The organism is Acetobacterium fimetarium, from assembly GCF_014284475.1.
Taxonomy (GTDB): domain Bacteria; phylum Bacillota; class Clostridia; order Eubacteriales; family Eubacteriaceae; genus Acetobacterium; species Acetobacterium fimetarium.
Map to the genome: position 1 here is coordinate 1 of NZ_WJBC01000015.1, position 21,184 is coordinate 21,184.

Below are 21,184 nucleotides of genomic sequence, written 5' to 3' on the forward strand. Positions count from 1 at the left end.
AAAATTCGATTACTTGATTTTCAGCCATTGTTCGGATTTTTTAATGGCTTGTTTAGTTATGCTTTTTTTATCAATCCTCATTTCTGAAAAAATATTGAATTAACTATTGACTTTTATTAGCTGGTCTATCTCCTTAATTGATGGTTATTCGGAGTAAGCCCCCGAAAAAGCAAACAAATCGTCAGCATTGTAGCGACAACCGACTAACAATTGGTCGTTACGGAATTTAGTGACAACTTTGCGGGGCATGCCCCCACTGATTCTTCCTCAGGCTCTGGTCAGTTCCTGAAAATAACGTGAAACGGCAAACATCCGGGCGCCGTTGATGATCTCTTTAATGCTTTTTGTGATCATCTCCGGTGATTGTTTCATGCCGTCTTGAGCCCAGGCAATGATCATTCCCACTACGCCATAGGACAAAAATTCAGCACTGAAGGTTTTTTTCTCCGGATTCATGAGCTGAGCTACTTCTGCGTTCATCTTTGAATCACTTGACAGGTGTTCAAGCATTTCGATAAAAATATCTTTCGTTACCGAAAACAAATAATTCTGAAATTCCGTTCCGGCAATGTCTTTTAATGTGATTTGATAAAAATGCATGTCTTTTTTCATAATCGACAGCAATTCCAGCACTTTTACATCCCAGTTTTCGATGGTGAGATCTTTTTTGATCACCAGAATCGCTTCCTGGTAGACGATCCAGTTGATTAGATCGTATTTATCCTGAAAATGATAATAAAAAGTCTGTCGGTTGAGCCCGCATTGGGCGGTTATCTCTGCAATTGTGATTTTCTCAAAGCTCTTGTTTTTAAGAATTTCCTTAAACCCTTTCGCAATTGCTTTTTTAGTAATTAATGACTCTGACACTATCTAACCCCTCTTGGTGTTTTTGAAAATAATTATATCATTTTAAGGGTTTATGTCAATTATTGGTCAGTGATATCGGTACCGCACGCCTCCGGATTGATTCCGGCGATTTCAAACATAAAAAAAGAACCCTGTAATAAACAGAGTTCTTCATTTTGAGGTACCGCTTTCGCTGTTTTGTCGAGCGTCTCTTTTTTAAACCAATTCGTCAGAATTCAGATTTTGGTTCAATCGGACATTCAGTCTTTCGCTTTTGCGTCGCTTGTAGGATGACAGGCCGATGGTTGCCAAAAAGAACACCAGGAAGTAGACGCCCAGGATCATGGCACTGTGCCAGAATCCGTTGGTGATGTCACCGCTGATGGTTTCCTTGAACACCACCACCGAATAGGTCATCGGCATGAACGGATACAGGGTATTGAAAAAACCGGGCAGGGTTTCCATCGGGAAGGTGCCGCCGCAAGATGTCAGCTGCAGGATCAGCAGCAGCAGGACACAGAATTTTCCGAGATCAGCCATATGCACGATACAGAACTGAACGATCGAGAAGAAGGTCATCGACACCAGGCAGGCGGCCAGGAAGTACAGCAGCGGATGGGCAATCTGCAGTCCCAGGCCGTATTTGATGATGACTTCCAGCAGGACGGCCTGGGTCAGGGCGATCAGCAGATAGAGGAAGCTGCGGATCTGTTTGTTCTTGCTTTCCCGGGACAGGATGTTGAATTTCTGGTCGGCATCGAAGTAGATGCCGAAGAAGATAATCAACGATCCGACCCACAGCGACAGCGACATAAAATAGGGGGTGAAGTAGGTGCCGTAGTTTTCGATCGGATTGATTTTGTCCGTTTCAACCGTCACCGGGGTGCTCACAAAATCGCCGAGGCCGTTTAATTTGGCCACATCGGCATTGGCATCGGTGATCGATGTTTTGACGCCGTTCTGAGCGGTACTGATGCCGTTGTTAAGCTGGGTCTGTCCGTTTGCCAGGGTGGTTGCCCCATCGGCCAGGGTCACGGTGCCGTCGGCCAGGGTGGTCGTACCGTCGGCCAGGGTAGTGGCGCCGTCGGCCAGGGTGAATGCGCCGTTCGACAGGGTGGAGGCGCCGTTTGACAGAGTGGAAGCGCCGTAGGAAATACTGTCGGCGGCGGTGTTCAACTGATCCGAGGCGGCACTGACGGTGGCAATGCCGCTGTCGATCTGGCTGGTACCGGCGGATAACCCGTCAGCGCCGGCGGCGATCGCTTCGGAGGCGCTGCTTAACTGGTCGCCGGCACTCTGCAGCATCTGGATCTGCGCCGCATTGTCGCTGGAGGACATCTCGCTGATGAAGGCGGCAAAGGCCGGATCCTGCATCAGTTCGGGGTGCGCCCCGGCAAAGTAGGATATAAAGGATGCGGTCTGGTCCACGCTGCCGATCAGCGAGTCGACACCGGCGGTATAAGTCTGGATGCCGGCATTGAGCTGGTCGGTGCCGCCGGCCAGCGTCTGGGCGCCGACGTTCAGCTGAGCCGAACCGCTTTTGAGCGTGCCGATGCCGGAATTGAACTGGTCGTATTTGGACGCGAATTCCGATGTACCGGAGGCCAGCGCCTGTGTTCCGGAGGCCAGATCCTGGGAACCGGAGGCCAGATCCCAGCTGCCCGAAGCCAGCGTCTGGGAGCCGTCTGCCAGCGCCTGCGAGCCGGAAACCAGCGTCTGGGTGCCGGAGGCCAGTGTCTGGGTTCCGTCCACGAGCTGAGTCGATCCGTCGGCCAGCTGGGTCAGACCGTCATCCAGTTCGCCGAGCTGGCCGGGTACTTCGGTGACCTGTTGGGCGAGGTTGTTGACAATTTCGCCCGATACTTTTTCGCGCAGGCCGGTTTCCATTTCCAGAACGGCCCGGCTTAAAATCTGGCTGGCCAGATAATTCCGCCGTTCATTCGGTGAGAAATCGATCGTGGCCGTCTGTTTATTGACATTGGCAGCGGAAGCGATGTCGCCTGAAAAATCAGCCGGAATCTCAATCATCGCATAGTATTCGGTGCCTTCGGTATTGGTGACCGCATCCGACTCATCGGTGGTCACAAAATAGAACGAATTGTTCTCCTTCAGTTTATCGACGAATTCATTCCCGAGGTTGCGCTGCTTGTCATTGATGACGGCGCCCTTGTCGTTGTTGACCACCGCGATGGGCAGGGTTTCCAGTTTTGAATAGGGATCCCAGAACGCGTTGAGATAAAAGAAGCTGTACATCAGGGGGATCAGAATGACTCCGATGATCACCGCGATTCGCATTATATGTGTTTTTGTTGTGCTTTTTCTGTTCATGAAGTGTCTCCTCTTTTCTTTGCTTCATGCAGTATAGCACTCCCTTTTATGCTTGTAATTAGACCATTACTGCCCGGTGTCAAAAAACACGACAAAAAGATACATTTGTCTAATATGTTGAACAAAGAACACGTTTTCACTTAAATCGTTTCTTAATAGTTTCTTAAACGCTTTTAAGAATCTCCGGAGAAACACTGGCCATCTGTATCTCTCGCGAATTGCCCCCAATAAAAAAATCGCCGCAATTAAGCGACGATCACCCTTTTTCAACCGGCGTAGTAATTCAACTTATCCATCAATAGACTCTTCGACTGAAGACCCACCATGGTTTCTACGGCTTGACCATTTTTAAATATCTTGATCGTCGGCACGCTCATAACCCGATATTCCTTGGCAAGTGCCTGGCTCTGATCAATATCAACCTTATATATACTTACTTTATCTTTCAACAAATCCGCTACTTCTTCGAGCACCGGCGCAAGCGCTTTACAGGGCCCACACCATGTCGCAAAAAAATCTACTAGTATAACACCGGAGCCATTCAATACGAATTCATTAAATTCACTCTGATTTATTACCTTTGCCATATTTTCCCTCCTTATTAATTCTCGATGTCTGCCGCTAAAGCATTGACTTTTTCACCAAGTTCCGCAAGTTTTTTCAACCCGTCTTTATTTTCCAGCGCACCGACTTCATCGGTATGCGAAAACTGAACAAATCCGATTTCTTCACAGTTAAGATATTTCTGATACCATTCCAGGGTATTAACAACGGCCTGAAATTGCCGCGGATAGTGAGGTGCTCCGCCAACCCCAATGACCACCATTTTCTTCTTTTTAATAATTGAACGATCTTTGAGATTGTACAGCATTTGGGTGCGATCAATCAGTGCTTTTATTTTTGACGGGAAGGCGCTGAAATATACCGGACTGGCGATAATCAACAAATCGCACGTTTCAAGTCGCTTATATATTTCTCTCATATCATCATCTTCAATAATACATTCGCCCTGATGATCCACACAATAATCACAGGCTTTGCACGGTTCAACGCTTATTTTATTAACATTGTAAAGATACAACTCATGATCTGCCTTTATTTGTTTCAGAAAAAAATCCAGGGCTTTTTGGGTATTATGACCATTTCGGTGGCTTCCCATTACGGCTAGAATTTCCATTTGTATTTTCCCCTCTTTCGTGAATCTTACGTTATTTAAAAGCTATTATACCCGATTTCCCATCACAATAACAATGATATTTTTTTTTTCATTTGCAACGATCCGGCCGGCGATTATTTTTTTCAAAAAAGAAAAAAACCGAAGCCGTGTGAAAAGCGTTCGGTTTTTTCTAAAAACTTTGAAAGAGGGTAACTTGTTATGGCTAAATAATACCCTAAAATACTTAAGCTTTTCTTAAACCTGTCTTATTTTGGCCTGTTTTTTTATGGAATTGTAGAAACTCGTTGAACATTGGATCTTTGCACAGCAAATTTTTCCTTGTTCTTCGTAATGAATCGCGTATTTACGCTTCCCTTTAAGATTTGTCAGCGTGTAGTTTTTTGTTTTCCCATTAACTTTTTCTGCTTCTTCCGCAGGAAGCACGTTTTTTATATCATTGATTCGGATTTCAGCCACTGTTTTTTTCCAAAAATACAGTTTCCTGTCAATGATTAAGCGATCATGGGTAAGCAGCATCTCAAAACTTGTCGTGACATAACGTAATGAAATTAAAAATAAACTGATCATCACAACCAGACAACCAAAGCTTATTATCGTTTTCAGTTGATAGTCCGTTATATTATTTATAACCTGGGTATATAAATAGGTATAACCAATTAGAATCAGAGCTACTATTGTTAATGCCGGTACGCTGATTTGTTTACTGTCCAGGGTTTCACGTGCTTTAACTGACATAAGACCTCCCAAAATTTAGACTGTATTTTATTATACCCCATTGATTCCATAAAAAAAAGAGCCTGTGCTCTTTTTTGGAAGTGGTTATTCCTCTTCTGGTGAAAAATCTTCTTTATCGACACCACACAAAGGGCAAACCCAATCATCCGGCAGATCTTCAAAGGCTGTTCCTGGATTAATCCCATTATCTGGATCCCCTTTTTCTGGATCGTACACGTAACCACAGATATCACATACGTACTTTTGCATTTTTTCCTCCTGCAGATCTCGAAATTCGTTCTTAAGCTTTAATTACCCAAATGATTGTCATGATAACACAAAAACAGTAAATAACAAAAAATTATTTTTTTTTAACCGTTTTTTCAAAAAAATTAAAGACACCTTCCCGAAAAATCGGGAAGGTGTCTTTTAATTTACTAACTATTCCTGGACAATTGCTTCTACTGGACATTGGTCAGCGCATGTACCGCATTCAGTACATTTATCTGCATCAATTACGTAGATATCGCCTTCAGAAATTGCTTCTGACGGACATTCATCCGCGCATGAGCCACAAGCAATACATTCATCTGTAATTCTATAAGCCATCGAAAATCCCTCCTTTTAGCATTAACAACATATTTATTATATCCTTTTTTGTATTGAAATCAAGATGATTATTTGTCTTTTTTGACTTTTTCGTGTTTTTTTACTTCAATTTCCTCTAAAAGATATTTTTTTACCTCAGTTTCATCTTTATTGACCTGAATTTTAACGAAAACGGTTTCTTCCAGTATGCTTAGCTTAAATACTTCGCCTTCTCCGTCCGCCGTAATAACTTTCTGACCGACTTTCGGCAGCTTCTTTGAAACCTCTTCATAGAATTCCTGCTCATAGGTTAAACAACACAACAGGCGGCCACAGATTCCGGAAATTTTGGTGGAGTTCAGCGACAGGTTCTGCTCTTTCGCCATCTTGATGGATACCGGCGTAAAATCACCCAGCCATTGCGCGCAGCACGTGGTCCGGCCGCAAACACCCAAGCCCTTAAATATTTTTGCTTCATCACGAACACCGATTTGTCGGAGCTCGATCCGCACCTTGAAAATGGATGCCAGGTCTTTTACCAGCTCTCTGAAGTCTACGCGGCCTTCCGCGGTAAAATAAAAAATCGCTTTCTTCTGATCAAAGGTATATTCAACATCGATCAGCTTCATTTCAAGCTTATGCTTTTTGGCTTTAGCTATAAAAACATCGCGTGCGTCAAGTTCATTCTTCTTGAGCTTTTCATACTCCAGTGTATCTTTTTCGGTCGCCTTGCGGATAACCGGTTTTACCGGTGCGACAATTTCATTATCATCCACGTCTCTTGCCGTTAAAGCGATTTCGCCATATTCAATTCCTCTAACCGTTTCAACAATAACCGGTTCAAACTGAGCAAACTCAATATTTAACGGATCGAAATAATATATCTTCCCAACTTTTTTAAATCGTACCCCGACGACTGATTTTCCCATTGGATCTATCCTTTCTGAATTCTCATTATCTTAATGAAACATTTTTCCCATTGTAATCTTAAGTTTACATTATATTGTATTGTCGCCATCATTTCAAATAATGTTTTGATAATGGCTTCATTTTTTTCATTTTCCAGGAGTTTATAGAATGCAACCAGCGCCTGATCCGGTTTTGCGTTGTCAGGTAATGGATGTCCGTCCAGCAGAAGTCCCACCTGATAAAACCAGTGAATCAGAAATTCCAGCGTCCCCTGGCTGGTTGTTTTATCCTTTGACAGGGTTTCCGCCAACGAAAAAACCTTAATCTCATTCCCTCTCAAAAGACTGTAAATCTCTCTGAGATAATGCACTCGCTCTTCTCGGATCTCACTGTTTTCCAGGAGATAATACGCCATTCCCGGGGAACCGCCTGATGAAAGAACCGCATTGTCAATCAACTGACTGTCGAACTCCGTGTCACGATGCAGAATTTCCTTGATTTTCCGACTGTTTAACGGTTGAAAATGATAGCTCTGGCATCGGGAACGAATCGTCGGCAATATCGATTGAGGATGGCTGGTGATCAGAATAAAGATATTATAGCTTAATGGTTCCTCCAGTGATTTTAAAAGACTGTTCTGGGCTTCCGGCGTCATCCTTTCCGCTTCATCGATAATCACGATGCGCCAGTTTCCGGAATAGGGCTTTACCGACAAATCACTGATCATTTCCCGAACCTGACTGATTTTAATACTGGTCTCTCCGGTTTTGGCACCGATCACTTTCACATCCGGATGATTTTCATGGTCAATCTGGATGCAAGCAGGGCAGTGGCCGCATGGTTTCTCCTCATTATCTGAACAGAGGAGGGCTTTTGCAAATTCTTTGGCGGTTTTCTTTTTACCAATGCCATCCATTCCTGAAAAAAGATAAGCGTGACTCATTTCATCCCCGACGATTTCTTTTTCCAGATGGTGTGTGATGGTTTCATGTCCAACTATTTTTTCAAACATCTTTTTCTCTCCCGTTGAAGCCCTCCAAGTCCGTTAATTCGGCTTGTTTTTCAGGTCATCCTCTTCGCTGTCATCCTGCGCCAGCTCCAATTCTTCATCCAGCTCAGCGTTGAATTTCTCATAATCCAGTAATGTCGCGGCTTCTTCATAATCGCTTTCTCTGACAAACACCTCAATATGTGCCGGTGTGAAATTTCCCATGAAGATGCTGCGGATTGGACCGCCAAAGCCTTTTTCTTTGGTAATCACCGGAATGCCATTGGCACTCAGATAATTTTTCAGCAGGAGAAATTCAATATCGGTGCTGGCCATGGTCAAATACGTATACTGATCTTCAATCATTTGAGTTTCTCTCCTTTTTTATTTATATCATTCCAGATTTCTTCATGAATGCTTTCGATACTTCTTAGTTTTCCCTGATGGACACAGTTTATTTCCGTCCATCCATAGTCATCAACCAACGCCAAGGCGCTCTGATAAGACTCCCTTAAGTGTTCGGGACTTTTCTCATGAATATCTTTTTCCTGTTTACCGGTTATTTTATTGTTGCGGTTTCTGATCAGTTCTTCATTAATTTTCGGCGGGATATTCAAAAAGTAAACCTGATCCGGAACGGGCAGCCCATAAAGGTTGAATTCATAATCCCAGAGCCAATCCAAAAATTTTTTCCGCTCATCAGCCGCTCTGATTTTTCCCGCCTGATGCACCATATTTGAGGTCGTGTAACGATCCGCCAGGACGGTGCCGCCCTGATTTAAAAATTCTTCGTAATCTTCTTTGTAGGAAGCATATCGATCGGCCGCATAAAAAGTCGATGCAATATAGGGACTGACCTGACTGGGATCTTCTCCAAACGCTCCCGCCAGATACAATTTTACCATCGCTGAGGATTCTTTGTCGTATCTCGGATAAGATATTTTCATGACTTTTTCGCCGTTTTTTATCAGCCGATCATAGAGCAATTGAGTTTGGGTCTGCTTGCCGCTTCCGTCCACGCCTTCAATGACAATGAGCCGGCCTTTATGTTTTTTTTGATTCATTAATTGCTCCTTTTCTTTTAGTACCAGAATTTCCCGATTTTCGTCTATTCCCACAACCGCCCTGCCTTGATCCAGCAGTTGCTTCAGATAATCAAGCATTTGCTGAGTCAGCCGGCTGCCTGGCAGCAGCACCGGTATCCCCGGTGGATAGGGAATGATATAATCTCCGATCAGACAGCCTTTTGCATTTTCCAGAGGCTTTTTTTCCTTATCATCGGAAGTAAAAGCGGTCCATAAGGGCAGCTCCGTTTTTATCGGCGCCACCCCCTTGAATTCTTCAAACCGGTCCACCGCTTGCGAAGCTGTCTTTTCATGAAAAGCAGCCCGCCCGATTTTACTGTTTATACCCGCAATCGCCTCGGTTAACTCTTCCAAATCCTCAGCGGTCGTTCCGATGCCGGTCATCGCCAGAACATGATTACCGCCTGACATCTCGCACTGGATGCCGTACTTTTCCGAAAGCAGCTGCGCTACCGTTTCGCCAGAAATCCCCCGGGTGCAGAAAAGCCACTTGCTGCGGTCATATCCGGTCTCTGATTCGCCTTCATCATATAATCTGACCGCTGCATTTTTTTCCTGCTTCCGGCAGAATTTCTGATGTGCCCGAATGATGTTTTCAAACACCGCTTCACCCTTTTCAGCGGCGGTGTCGACGGCCGCTTCAACCGAAATCATCAATGGATAACTGGGAGATGAGCTCTGCAGCAAAGCCAGAAACGATTTGATCCGCTGACGATTAACCCGTTCGCCCTGAAAATGCATCAGGGAGCTTTGGGTAAATGATCCCAAGATTTTATGGGTGCTTTGAATCACCACATCCGCGCCTGCTTCCAGGGCATCCATGGGCAGCTTTTGATTGAAATGCAGATGCGCGCCGTGGGCTTCATCCACAATCAGAAACTTCTTGTTGTCATGAAGCAAGTCCGCGATCGCCTTCACGTCACTTGTTGTTCCATAATAAGTCGGGTTGGTCAAAATCATGCCCACAATTGCGGGGTTTTCCGTGATCGCTTTTTTGACACGGTCCAGCTCTATTTTTGTTGCAAAGCCCAGATCCGGCTGGATTTTCGGATTGATAAAAACGCCCTCAATGCGACCCAAAGCCAGCGCGCCAAATACCGAGCGATGACAGTTGACCGGCACAAGCAGCCGATCTCCCGAAGCACAGGCTCCTAAAATGGCGCTGTGTATTCCGGTAGTGGTTCCATTTACCAAAATAGCCGCTTCTTCACTGTTGTAGACAGCCGCCAGTTTTCTCTGCACTTCCCGAATCACGCCCTGCGCATCGTGGAGGTTGTCCGCACCGGGAATTTCGGTGATGTCGTAAGCCCGAAAATCGAAATCTTCACCCCGCCCCTTGTGTCCCGGCATATGAAAACGCTGGTGGTTTTTTTTATTTATTTTTTCCAGTTCTTTTTTCAGTATGCTTTTATTCATGCTTCTATTTTAACACAACGGCCTTTCTTTAATAGCAGAAATTTATCTTTTATCCTTTTATCTTTTTGAGAATTATTATATAATGTTTGGGCAAATATAATTTAAGAGGAGTAATGAAAATGTCCAATGAAAAAACGATAAACATCGATATGGAAAATTTTGAAACCGAGATCATGTCCTATAACGGAACTGTCATGGTGGACTTTTGGGCAGAATGGTGCGGACCTTGTAAGGCATTGTCCCCCACAATCGACGAAATTGCTCTGGCACTTCCTGACGGCATGAAGGTATGCAAAATTAATGTGGATGAAAACCAAACACTTGCCCAACAGTTTAGAGTCATGAGTATTCCGACGGTTGTTTTCTTTAAAAATGGCGAAGTGGTCAATCGTTTTGTAGGTGTTCGTGAAAAAAATGAATACATCGATATGATGAAAAGCCTGTAGACTTCAAACATTTTAAAGTCCGCAATTGCTGCTCTGCAATTGCGGACTTTTTATGTTCTTTTTTAAATCATTGTCTGGTCAGGAAACTTTGCCGCCGGATGCAATGCCATCAACGGTTACCAGGGACAGCTTCTTGCCTTTGGTCGCCGCCAGAATCATGCCGTTGGATTCAACCCCGCGCAGATTTACCGGTTTCAGGTTCGCCACCAGAATAACCGTTTTACCGACCAGTTCATCCGGTTGGTAGTATTTGGCAATGCCGGATACCACCTGGCGTTTTTCCTGGCCCACCATGAGCTGGAGAACCAGCAGCCGATCCGCGTCAGGATGGGGTTCGCAGGCCACCACTTCGGCTACCCGAAGCTGGACTTTGGCAAAATCATCAATCGTGATCAGCCCTTCCGGCAGTGCTTCTGTATTTTCTGCTTTCTTATTTTCCGCTTTTTTTTCGGTCTTTTTATTTTCTTTGACCGTTTCTTCTTTTTTATTCAGTTCAATTCGCGGGAACAACGCTTCGCATCGTTTGACTTCAATTCCTTCCGGGAATCTGCCGAATTTCTGAATGCTGTCCCAGGTCAGATATTCCGCCGGACATTTCAGTTGTTCGGCCATTTTCTCGGCCGTCTGAGGCATGGCGGAAGAAATCAGCACTGTAACAATTCTCAGGCATTCGGTGAGGTTGTACATAACCTGCGCCAGTCTGGCCTTTTTCTCTGGATCTTTGCCCAGTACCCAGGGTTGGGTTTCATCAATGTACTTGTTCGAACGGGAAATCAGTTTCCAGATTTCCTCCAAAGCCCGGCTGAAATCAAGTTTGTCCATGTAGTCACTGACCACGGCCGGCGTCTTTTCCGCCAGTTCGATCAGACTGTCGTCAAAATCTCCCGTCTCCCGGTCTTCCGAGATCACGCCACCGAAGTATTTTTCGGTCATCGCCAGTGTCCGGCTGAGCAAATTGCCCAGATCGTTAGCCAGATCCGAGTTGATATGGCTGACCAGCAGGTCTTCGTTGTAAACCCCGTCGGAACCGTAGCTCATTTCCCGCAGTACGTGGTAGCGTAGGGCATCGACGCCGTATTTGTCCACTAATACCACAGGATCCACAACGTTACCCACAGATTTTGACATTTTTCCGCCTTTTAGCAGAATCCATCCATGTCCGTAAACCTTTTTAGGCAGCGGCAGTTTCAGCGCCATCAGGATGATTGGCCAGTAGATCGTATGAAAACGGATGATATCCTTGCCCACCAGATGGACGTCCGCCGGCCAGTATCGCGCCATCAAATCCGGCTTGTCGTTCAAGTAGCCGAGTGCCGAGATGTAGTTTGGCAGGGCGTCAATCCACACATAAACCACATGTCCGGGATCAAAGTCCACCGGTACACCCCAAGAAAAAGAGGTTCGGGAGACGCACAGATCCTGAAGACCCGGCTTGATGAAATTGTTGATCATTTCATTCTTTCGGGATTCCGGCTGAATGAAATCGGGATGCTCTTCAATGTACTTCAGAAGATCGTCGGCGTATTTTGACATTTTAAAGAAGTAGGCTTCTTCGGACGCTTTTTCCACAGGTCGTCCACAATCCGGACATTTTCCATCCACCAGCTGGCTTTCTGTCCAGAATGACTCGCAGGGGGTGCAGTACATTCCCTCGTAGGTGGATTTGTAGATATCACCCTGATCGTAGAGCTTTTTGAAAATCTTCTGAATGGTTTTTTCATGTTCGGGATCGGTGGTTCGAATGAACTGATCGTAGGATATGTTCATTGTGTCCCAGAGGTTCTTGATTCCTGCGACGATGCCGTCCACATAGGCTTTCGGCGAGACCCCGGCCTCTTCTGCCACTTTCTGAATTTTCTGTCCGTGTTCATCCGTCCCCGTTAAAAAGTAGGTGTCATAGCCCTTCAGCTTTTTAAATCGGGTAATCGTATCTGCCGCTACAGTCGTGTAGGTATGACCGATATGCAGGTTCCCGCTGGGATAATAAATGGGGGTTGTAATGTAAAATGTTTTTTCTGACATAATTTCTCCTTTTTAATTACTTCTTTTCTTAATTGCAAAATTTTTCGAAACTGAACAATCTTGCTTTGATGTTTGTATATATAACCAATTTTGTAACGTGTAGGCGAACAGGCCTAAGCCTGTCCGCCGTACAGTGTAAAAATTGTTTTATATATGCAGACAGCGAAGCTCGCTGTCCTATATTCGCATCCGCAAAAAAAACCTCCGTCCCGTTAAGGGCGAAGGTCTCGCGTTACCACCTTAGTTCGCATCATTCTCACAAATCATGCCTTCATAAGTTATTTAAACTTTCAGTTTTATCGCTTGCAAGCGGTATGGGCTTGGAATTCTCCTCACCGGTACTTACTCCGAGGCCATCTTCAATGCTTTTTCTGTCACCGGCTTTCACCTGTCCCGGCTCTCTTTTGACAGATCCTGCAGTTACTCTTCTCTTCATCGCAGTTCTCTATTTGACTCTTTCTATTATACTTCACTTTGATAATTTTTCAAGCGGTTTTATCGCTTGACGGTGTTGTAAACATCCCGTTTCGAGATTCCCCGGTCCTTGGCTACCTGTTTCATCGCATCCTTTTCAGCCAGCCCTTCTTTCAGATAATGTTCCAGATGATCGGCCATGCTCAGCCCCGCGATTTCAAGATCGCTGATGGTCTGCGCCTCTTCTTTTGTTTTTCCCTCAATGCAGAGCACGTATTCGCCCCGCGGTGGATGTTCTTTGTAGTACTGATTATGCTGGGCTATCGTTCCATACAGCGTTTCTTCGTAGCGTTTGGTAATCTCCCGGGAAATGCTCATCTGGCGGTGACCCAGGCCGAATTTTTCCAATGCTTCCAGCGTTTTAGGCAAACGATGGGGAGATTCATAGAGGATCGTGGTGACATCCGCCGCTTCAATCCGTTTCAGCCCTTCCTTGATCGCTTTGTTTTCCTTGCCCAGGAATCCGAGAAACAGAAAGGCCCGGGTGTCCAGTCCCGAAAGCACCAGGCCGCAAAGCCCGGCATTCGGTCCCGGCACAACCTCAATCGGAATACCATTCTCAACGCAGTTTTTTACCAGAACCGATCCCGGATCTGAAATCAGCGGCATGCCGGCATCCGATATCAGCGCGATGTTCTTTTCCTGTTTGAGCAGCTCAATCAGATTCTCACTTGATTTCTGTTCGTTGTGCTGATGGTAGGCGATCATTTTTTTGGAAATCTCAAAATGATTGAGCAGTTTGATGGAATGTCGGGTATCCTCAGCCGCGATCAGATCTACCTCTTTCAGGATTTTGAGACCGCGGATGCTCATATCGTCCAGATTTCCAATTGGTGTACCGACAATATAAAGTTTTCCTGACATATTATTCGTTGTACAGGTTCCGTGCCACATACACCCCGTTGGCAGATGCCTGCATCAACCCGCGGGTTATTCCGGCGCCATCGCCCAGCACATAGAGATTTTTGACGCTGGACTGGAAGTTTTCATCGACCGTCACCTTGTTTGAATAGAACTTCACTTCAACCCCGTACAGCAGGGTTTCATCACTGGCGAGCCCCGGCGAAACGTGATCCAGAGCTTTGATCATTTCATCAATATCCTTCATGATCCGGTATGGCAGCACCAGACACAGATCACCGGGTACGGCATCGATCAGGGTTGGGCGGATATTATTTCGTTGCAACCGCTCTTCGGTTGTGCGCCGGCCTCGTAAAAAATCGCCATAACGCTGCACCATAATCTTGTTGCCGGTCAGCATGTTTCCCAGGCTGGCAATATGTTTTCCGTAAGCCACGGCTTCGTTAAATGGCTCCGTAAAACTTTTGGATACCAGCAAAGCAAAATTGGTGTTGTTCGTCTTTAAATTGTCCGCTTTGTAGCTGTGACCATTGACCACCGCCAGATGGTTGTCGTAGTATTCCGTGGATACGACCCCGCCGGGATTTGAACAGAAGGTACGAACGCTGTCATCAAAGGTTGGCGTATAATAAACCAGCTTGCCCTCATATAAGGCATCGTTAATCTCCTGCATGACCTCGTTGCGCGTTTCCAGCCGTACGCCAATATCGATTTTTCCAACCTTGGTTTCGACCTTGTATTCATCACACAGGGCGGTAAACCACTCCGAGCCGTCGCGGCCGACAGCGATCAGCACTTTTTCGGCGGTATAGGTTTCGTCTTTTGCCACCACACCCACTGCCGTGTTGTCTTTTACGACCAGTTTCTGAACCGGGGTTCTGAATTTTATCTCGATGCCCAGATCATTGATCAGGTATTCCTGAATCCGCTGATAAATTTTATAACCGACCTCGGTACCCATATGACGGACCGGACATTCGATCAGCTTCAAATTGCTTTGAATGGCTTTGGTGCGAATATCCCTTATTTTCTGGGGATTATCCAATCCATGAACCCGTTTATCCGCCCCGAATTGAATATACAGATCGTCGACATATTTAATCAGATCGACGGTGTTGTTATAACCGATGTACTCCGGCAGCTCACCGCCGACATCCGGCGATAAAGAAAGTTTTCCGTCTGAATAGGCTCCGGCGCCGGCAAAACCAGTCGTGATATTACAGGGATTGCAGCCGACACATTTGTTGGTCTTTCGTTTGGGGCAAATTCGTTTTTCAATCGAATTTCCCTTTTCGAGCATCAGTATTTTTAAATCTTTATTTTTATTTTTTAATTCCATGGCGGCGAAAATACCACTTGGTCCTGCGCCAATAATAATGACATCATAATTCATTGTATCACTTCCTTTTTTAAGCAAACGCATCTGGTCCATATTCGTCTTCGTTGAACCCGATTGCCAAATCGTTGAACTTTGTATACTCTGGAATCCATGCCAGGCGAATGGTTCCTGTCGGGCCATTACGCTGTTTGGCGATGTTTACTTCGGCAATATTTTTTATTTCCGGATTTTTTTCATAATAGTATTCCCGAAACAACAGCATGATCACATCCGCATCCTGTTCAATTGAACCGGACTCACGCAAATCCGACATGACCGGATGGTGATCCGTTCGGGCATCCGGTGCACGGCTCAACTGGGACAACGCAATCACTGGCGCTTCCATTTCTCTGGCCAAAGCCTTGAGTCCTCGTGACATTTCAGAAATTTCATTCTGGCGATTTTCGCTTCTGCCACCGCCGCCCATGAGCTGCAGGTAGTCGATGACGATTAAATCAAGCGCTTTCTCGGTTTTTAAGCGCCGGCATTTTGAACGGATTTCCGAAATCGAAATTCCCGGCGTATCATCAATGAAAATACTGGCGCCGAAAAGGGTATTATACCCGACCACGATCCGTTCCCAATCTTCTTTTGACAGATTCCCGGTTCGCACGTTGTTGCTGTCCACCAGCGATGCCGCACAGAGCATCCGTTGCACCAGCTGCTCTTTTGCCATTTCCAGACTGAAAATAGCCACCGAGCGATTATCCTTGATCGCCGCATTTTGCGCGATATTAAGCGCAAAAGCGGTTTTACCCATAGACGGCCGCGCCGCCACAATAATCAGATCTGACGGCTGCAACCCCGAGGTGATATGGTTCAATTCAGCAAAACCGGTTTCGATTCCGGTGAGCTTTCCTTTATTGCTTTCAATGGCTTCGATTTGCGAGAGGGTGGTGCCAAGGGTTTCCTGAATGCTCTGAAAGTCGCCGGTTCTGCGGCCCTGTGAAACTTTGAAAATTTCCTGTTCCGCCCGATCAACGAGGTCGCCAACATTGTCGTAACTCCCATAACTGTCTTCCAGAATTTGAGTCGCCGTGTGAATCAGGTTGCGGATAACCCCTTTTTCGTGAACAATTTGACAGTATTCGATATAATTCCGGTTGATCGGCACCATCTCGATCAGTTCGCTGAGATAACCCGCGCCGCCGATTTTGTCCAGCACACCCCGATTTCTTAAGCTATTGATCAACGTTACCGTATCGATCGGTTTTCGTTCGTTGTGAAGATCCAGCATGCATTGATAAATTTCTTTGTGTGCCCCTCGATAAAAATCGTCCGGAGACAATAGCTCTTCAGCCCGGGCAATGTTCGACTCCTCCATGAGTATGGCGCCTAAAACGGATTGTTCCGCTTCAATATTATGTGGGGGGACTTTGGGATTCATCACATCAAACTCCTATGCTTCGCCTTTGACAACTACCGTCAGATTTCCCATAATCCCCTGATGTGTCTTGATTTTAACTTCAATGCGGCCAACATTTCGGATTGGCATTTCCAATTCAACTTTCCGTTTATCCACTTTGATGCCCTTTTGTTTTTCCAGTGCTTCGGTAATGTCCTTACTGGTAACCGAACCAAAAAGCTTGCCATCTTCACCGGCGCGCTCGGTAATGTTTATTTCCGTCTGATCGATTTTTTTTGCCAATGCAATGGCTTCCTGTCGCTCTTCTTCCAGTTTTTTAGCTTCTTCAGCCTTCTCTTTTTCGGCCTTGGCAATATTCTCTTTATTTCCAATCACGCCTTTATTTGTTTTGATCAGGAAATTTCTGCCGTAACCATCCTTTACTTCTACGATGTCGCCTTTATTCCCTACATTTTTAACATTTTCTAATAGTACAACTTTCATGCTCCATTCTCCTTCTTATATTTATTTATTGCTTCAAGCAATAATTCTATTCCAACCTGAAGATCCTTTTCTCCCGGGAACTGCGCGCCGGCAATCGCCAAATGGCCGCCGCCGCCTAATTTTTCCAATATCAATTGAACATTGACTTCGCCCATCGACCTGGCGCTGATGGAAAGCCCCTCATCATTTTTCAGGATGATGAAGGAAGCAATAATCCCTTTGATGTTAAGCAGTTCATCGGCGGCCTGAGCCGCGATTACTTTACCATAATCGGTATTATTCTCAAACATCGAGATCGCAACATTGTCAAAATATATTTTGGCATTTTTTACTGCGTCTGATTTAGCCGTGTAGGTATTCAAGTCGTCCTGCAGCAGTATTTTACTGATAATGGTATCGGCACCCTTTCGTCTCAGATAGGATGCGGCTTCAAAAGTTCTGACGCCGGTCTTCAGGGTAAACATCTTGGTGTCCATACAGATTCCCGCCATCAGCGCATTGGCTTCAACCTGATTGACGTGATTCTTCTCATCAAAGTACTGCAACAGTTCCGTAACCAGTTCGCAGGTTGAAGAAGCGTAGGCTTCCGTATAGGACAGCAGCGTATTATTGATGGTTTTTCCTGATCGTCGGTGATGATCGATCACCACAATTTTGGGGATCTGATCGATTAAGGCTGGCATTTCCAGATAATTGACGTTTTGCGTATCGACCACAATCAGTAACGTGTTTTTGGTTCCGTAGCTTTCAGCTTCTTTCGGCGTAATAAAAGCATCCTGATAGACTTCATTCTCCAACAGATAGTCAAAAAGAGATTTAATTGAATAATTGATTTCCTTAATGATGATCTTGCCTTCTTTACCCAACGATTTGCAGGCCCCCAGCAGTCCCACCGCGCTGCCCAAACAATCCATATCAGGATTCGAATGTCCCATCAGCAGCACATGATCGGCCTCTTTGATCAATTCTTTTAAACCATATGCCTTAACCCGGGCTTTGACCTTGGTTCTTTTTTCGGATGCTTCGGTTTTTCCGCCGTAGAACGACATTTTTTCATCTCTTCGAACCACTGCCTGATCACCCCCGCGAGCCAGTGCAATGTCCAGTGCGGAATGGGACAGATCCTGTGATTCGACAATTCCCAGAATCGTTTCGGAAATACCGATTCCGATACTTAACGTAATGGGAATTTTTTCATCATTTTCAATTTCCCGGACTTCATCCAGTATTTTAAAGTTTTCTTTTTCCAGTTCACAGATTTTTCCCCGCTCAAATATCATTAAATAACGGTCGCTCTCATATTCGATGATGACACTACCCAGTTGTTTCGCCCATTCATTGAGCTTGAGATCGATTTTTCCGAGTATTGCAGAGCGTTTATGGCTGGGGATTTTTTCTATGATTTCGTCATAATTGTCATTGACAATATAGCAAAAAAGCGGTGAATTTTTCCGATAGAGTTTTCTTTCCTTGCTTTGCTCGGTGATATCAAAAAAGTGAAGCAATTCAAAACTATGAACACTATCTGAAAAGGCATTGGTGACAACACCGTAATCCCGTTCCCCATAATTGAAGATAAAATCTTCCTCTTTGATCGCCTCAGATAAATTGAATTCCAGTTCATCGACGATGCTTTTCTTGAAAAGTCCTTCCTTCTCGTTTTTAAAAGCTTTGCCAAAGGATTGATTGTACCAGTAAATGATACCCTCACTGTCGACAATGGCCATTGCTATCGGCATTTCATACATCCGTTCCTGATTGATCTGATCCAGGTCGCTGTATATTTCATCGATGGCCTTGTCGATCTTGATTTCATCGAAGGAAGTATTTTTGGTATAATAGATAATCAGTATGATAAAAATGATGGCGCCGATTAGTCCAAAAGCGATATTGTATAAACCCAGAATAGTGGACAGCAGCAGTCCCGCAGCGACCGCAAGCCAGACAATTTCTTTCTTTGTATCTCTCATTTTATTTAGGTCTCCCTTCGGTAAATTGCACGAAGTCCCAGGTATACATCCGCAATTCCCAATAGTGTTACAAAGGACTGAAGGAGGATTGCCACGAAAACAGCCAGAATTTTCAACCCGGTATTCCTGACTTTTTTATATTCCATGAAGTCAAAAATAAGTGAAATCCCCATAACCAAAAAAATGATGTTGACGACCACCATAAAGGTATAAATATAAATTTCCGGTATCGCCTTTATTTGAAAAATCCCGATGATAAAATCACCAATGATAAAAATTGCCAGAAAATATTTTAGCGATACCGGCATTTCCCACTGAGACAACGGTTTAAAGGCCTGTACCGAGTAACCAATCCGTTTTAAAATCAAATCGCAGATAAACACATTAACCATCGAAAACATAACCGGCATCAACAAAAACGCGCTTGGCACCACCAGTTTCATCGTATAGATGCTCTTATCCATGCTTTCTTGTAGGGTTGTCAACTGACCGGCATCCAACAAGTTTGATGTTTGATAAAAACTCATGACTTCTTTGGTGCTGGCTTCTAGCGTCTGGAACAAGTAATCGGTAAAGTTCACACCCATGATAAACTGATAGCTAAAAACAACTGCGATCAAAAGAACTGAAAAACCGACCACCCCGACAATCACTTTCTTAATGGGTGAAATGTTTTTGTAATAGGCAAATCCTAAACTGCATCCCACAAATAACATCAGCGCGCCAAAGGAGATCGCGCTAATCGGGCCCAAAAACAAGGCCGTCAAAATGGTTGCCGCCAAACTGGAAATAATGCTCACTTTTAGTCCCTGGCGTTTTCCAAGCACCACCATTGGAACCGGGATGAAAAATACTAATATAACTAAAAAAGGGATAAAGTAACTGACCAGAACAAGTATTACGGCCAGTGCACAAAATAGTGCCCCTTCTGTGATTCCTCGAGTTTTCATTAATCCTCCAACCTGACAAGTCTACAACACGCACGACGCACTCAATTCATGCGCCTGAACTCACCGATATATTATATCACAATAAACTAAAATGCCTATTATTTTTTCCTTTTCTCAATTACCATTTGCCATCCCTTAAATAAAAAAAAGCCGTCATCCCGGGTGCGAACCCAGGACGAACAGCTTTGTCGGCTTAGTTATTTGATGTATATGGTAAAAGTGCAACATTTCGCGCACGTTTGATGGCTTCTGTCACTTTTCTCTGATGTTTCGCGCATGTTCCTGTGGCGCGTCTTGGTAAAATCTTACCACGTTCAGAAATAAATTTCTTCAGTGTAATCACATCTTTATAATCAACCTGTTCCACTTTTCGTTCGCAGAACTCACAAACTTTTCTTCTCTTTTTAAATGGTTTTGGCATTAAATTTTCCTCCTATTCTAGAAAGGTATATCGTCGTCGTCGGCCATTAGATGAAAGTCTTCATCCAATCCCATCACGGACATATTATTATCTGATCGGGGTGCAGAAGGTTGTTGATAGCCGCCGGTAGAATCTTTGCGGCTGGATGACAAGAAATTAATCTCATCGGCAACAACTTCCGTCACATAACGTCGTTGGCCATCCTGTGCATCGTAACTTCTTACCTGTAGTCGTCCTGAAACGCCAATTTGGCTGCCCTTTGACAGATATTGACCGGCAATTTCTGCTTGTTTTCCCCATACCACGATCGGCACAAAATCGGCTTCTTTTTGACCATCTTTGTTTTTAAAACGACGATCCACCGCCAGGGTAAAGGTTGCTACAGCTTTGCCTGTGGTTGTGTTCTTTACCTCAGGATCTCGGGTTAGTCTTCCTACTAAAATTACTTTGTTCACAGAAATGCCCCCTATTTCTCTTTTTTAATAACGATACTACGAATAAACGGTTCAGTAATCTTGTATAAATGATCCAATGCATCAAGTACTGAATTTTCAGCACTGAAATCCACTAAAATATAGTGACCTTCCTGATACTTTTTGTCAATTTCATAGGCTAATTTTCTATTACCCCAGTCATCAACTTTTTCAACTGTACCAGCTGTTTCAATTACAGTTTTAACTTTACCAACTAATTCTTCTATTGCTTCTTTTTCAAGATCCGGCTTTAAAACAAATAATGTTTCATACGCTCTCATTCCATTTC

23 protein-coding genes and 1 pseudogene are annotated in these 21,184 nt (G+C 44.6%); 1 reads left to right on the plus strand and 23 read right to left on the minus strand.

The window, feature by feature from the left end; all coding sequences use genetic code 11:
* Positions 1-267: 267 nt before the first annotated feature.
* From GH808_RS15395 to GH808_RS15690, 12 genes and pseudogenes are all read right to left on the minus strand, one after another.
* Entirely contained in the window at positions 268-867 is a 600-nt protein-coding gene (locus tag GH808_RS15395) for a TetR/AcrR family transcriptional regulator C-terminal domain-containing protein (protein WP_186842726.1), read from the minus strand.
* Positions 868-1,062: 195 nt separating this feature from the next.
* On the minus strand, positions 1,063-3,174 hold the full coding sequence (locus tag GH808_RS10395; protein WP_186842727.1) for a YhgE/Pip domain-containing protein: 2,112 nt from the start codon (positions 3,172-3,174) through the stop codon (positions 1,063-1,065).
* 266 nt (positions 3,175-3,440) lie between these two features.
* Positions 3,441-3,761, minus strand: a complete 321-nt coding sequence (gene trxA, locus GH808_RS10400) for a thioredoxin (protein WP_186842728.1) — start codon at positions 3,759-3,761, stop codon at positions 3,441-3,443.
* Between the two features lie 14 nt (positions 3,762-3,775).
* A complete protein-coding gene (locus tag GH808_RS10405; protein ID WP_186842729.1) occupies positions 3,776-4,351 on the minus strand; it encodes a flavodoxin family protein in 576 nt (191 codons plus the stop codon).
* Positions 4,352-4,585: 234 nt separating this feature from the next.
* Positions 4,586-5,086, minus strand: coding sequence for a hypothetical protein (locus tag GH808_RS10410; protein WP_186842730.1), 501 nt, complete (start codon positions 5,084-5,086; stop codon positions 4,586-4,588).
* Between the two features lie 84 nt (positions 5,087-5,170).
* The gene (rd, locus tag GH808_RS10415) at positions 5,171-5,335 is read right to left on the minus strand and encodes a rubredoxin (RefSeq protein WP_186842731.1); all 165 of its coding nucleotides are present in this window, start codon (positions 5,333-5,335) and stop codon (positions 5,171-5,173) included.
* Positions 5,336-5,506: 171 nt separating this feature from the next.
* Positions 5,507-5,674 carry a 4Fe-4S binding protein gene (locus tag GH808_RS10420; RefSeq protein WP_186842732.1) on the minus strand — a complete coding sequence of 56 codons (168 nt, stop codon included), beginning with the start codon at positions 5,672-5,674 and terminating at the stop codon, positions 5,507-5,509.
* 68 nt (positions 5,675-5,742) lie between these two features.
* The gene (locus GH808_RS10425) at positions 5,743-6,582 is read right to left on the minus strand and encodes a PSP1 domain-containing protein (RefSeq protein ID WP_186842733.1); all 840 of its coding nucleotides are present in this window, start codon (positions 6,580-6,582) and stop codon (positions 5,743-5,745) included.
* Between the two features lie 5 nt (positions 6,583-6,587).
* Positions 6,588-7,574 carry a DNA polymerase III subunit delta' gene (gene holB, locus GH808_RS10430; RefSeq protein ID WP_186842734.1) on the minus strand — a complete coding sequence of 329 codons (987 nt, stop codon included), beginning with the start codon at positions 7,572-7,574 and terminating at the stop codon, positions 6,588-6,590.
* 33 nt (positions 7,575-7,607) lie between these two features.
* The gene (locus tag GH808_RS10435; RefSeq protein ID WP_186842735.1) at positions 7,608-7,916 is read right to left on the minus strand and encodes a putative signal transducing protein; all 309 of its coding nucleotides are present in this window, start codon (positions 7,914-7,916) and stop codon (positions 7,608-7,610) included.
* The gene (locus tag GH808_RS15685; protein WP_243166190.1) at positions 7,913-8,614 is read right to left on the minus strand and encodes a dTMP kinase; all 702 of its coding nucleotides are present in this window, start codon (positions 8,612-8,614) and stop codon (positions 7,913-7,915) included. Before GH808_RS15685 ends, GH808_RS10435 begins: the two co-directional genes overlap by 4 nt.
* A gap of 60 nt (positions 8,615-8,674) precedes the next feature.
* Positions 8,675-10,051: pseudogene (locus tag GH808_RS15690) on the minus strand (aminotransferase class I/II-fold pyridoxal phosphate-dependent enzyme); the annotation flags it as partial.
* Between the two features lie 119 nt (positions 10,052-10,170).
* Between GH808_RS15690 and trxA (GH808_RS10445) the strand changes: the two are divergent.
* The gene (trxA, locus tag GH808_RS10445; RefSeq protein WP_186842737.1) at positions 10,171-10,497 is read left to right on the plus strand and encodes a thioredoxin; all 327 of its coding nucleotides are present in this window, start codon (positions 10,171-10,173) and stop codon (positions 10,495-10,497) included.
* Positions 10,498-10,575: 78 nt separating this feature from the next.
* Here trxA (GH808_RS10445) and metG read toward each other — a convergent pair whose 3' ends face one another.
* From metG to rpsF, 11 genes are all read right to left on the minus strand, one after another.
* The gene (gene metG / locus GH808_RS10450; RefSeq protein WP_186842738.1) at positions 10,576-12,519 is read right to left on the minus strand and encodes a methionine--tRNA ligase; all 1,944 of its coding nucleotides are present in this window, start codon (positions 12,517-12,519) and stop codon (positions 10,576-10,578) included.
* A 271-nt stretch (positions 12,520-12,790) separates the two neighbouring features.
* Positions 12,791-12,955, minus strand: a complete 165-nt coding sequence (locus tag GH808_RS10455) for a hypothetical protein (protein WP_186842739.1) — start codon at positions 12,953-12,955, stop codon at positions 12,791-12,793.
* Positions 12,956-13,014: 59 nt separating this feature from the next.
* Positions 13,015-13,857, minus strand: coding sequence for a 16S rRNA (cytidine(1402)-2'-O)-methyltransferase (rsmI, locus tag GH808_RS10460; protein WP_186842740.1), 843 nt, complete (start codon positions 13,855-13,857; stop codon positions 13,015-13,017).
* A gap of 1 nt (position 13,858) precedes the next feature.
* The gene (locus GH808_RS10465; protein ID WP_186842741.1) at positions 13,859-15,247 is read right to left on the minus strand and encodes an NAD(P)/FAD-dependent oxidoreductase; all 1,389 of its coding nucleotides are present in this window, start codon (positions 15,245-15,247) and stop codon (positions 13,859-13,861) included.
* A gap of 16 nt (positions 15,248-15,263) precedes the next feature.
* Complete coding sequence (dnaB, locus tag GH808_RS10470; protein WP_186842742.1) at positions 15,264-16,619, minus strand: replicative DNA helicase; 1,356 nt, start codon at positions 16,617-16,619, stop codon at positions 15,264-15,266.
* 12 nt (positions 16,620-16,631) lie between these two features.
* Positions 16,632-17,081 carry a 50S ribosomal protein L9 gene (gene rplI, locus GH808_RS10475; protein WP_186842743.1) on the minus strand — a complete coding sequence of 150 codons (450 nt, stop codon included), beginning with the start codon at positions 17,079-17,081 and terminating at the stop codon, positions 16,632-16,634.
* Positions 17,078-19,051 (minus strand): DHH family phosphoesterase, encoded by a 1,974-nt coding sequence (locus GH808_RS10480; RefSeq protein ID WP_186842744.1) that lies wholly within the window; start codon positions 19,049-19,051, stop codon positions 17,078-17,080. Before GH808_RS10480 ends, rplI begins: the two co-directional genes overlap by 4 nt.
* A 5-nt stretch (positions 19,052-19,056) precedes the next feature.
* A complete protein-coding gene (locus GH808_RS10485) occupies positions 19,057-20,001 on the minus strand; it encodes a YybS family protein (protein ID WP_186842745.1) in 945 nt (314 codons plus the stop codon).
* Between the two features lie 193 nt (positions 20,002-20,194).
* Complete coding sequence (gene rpsR, locus GH808_RS10490; protein WP_148567943.1) at positions 20,195-20,422, minus strand: 30S ribosomal protein S18; 228 nt, start codon at positions 20,420-20,422, stop codon at positions 20,195-20,197.
* Positions 20,423-20,439: 17 nt separating this feature from the next.
* Positions 20,440-20,877, minus strand: coding sequence for a single-stranded DNA-binding protein (locus GH808_RS10495; RefSeq protein ID WP_186842746.1), 438 nt, complete (start codon positions 20,875-20,877; stop codon positions 20,440-20,442).
* 11 nt (positions 20,878-20,888) lie between these two features.
* Positions 20,889-21,176, minus strand: a complete 288-nt coding sequence (gene rpsF / locus GH808_RS10500; protein WP_186842747.1) for a 30S ribosomal protein S6 — start codon at positions 21,174-21,176, stop codon at positions 20,889-20,891.
* Positions 21,177-21,184 lie beyond the last annotated feature (8 nt).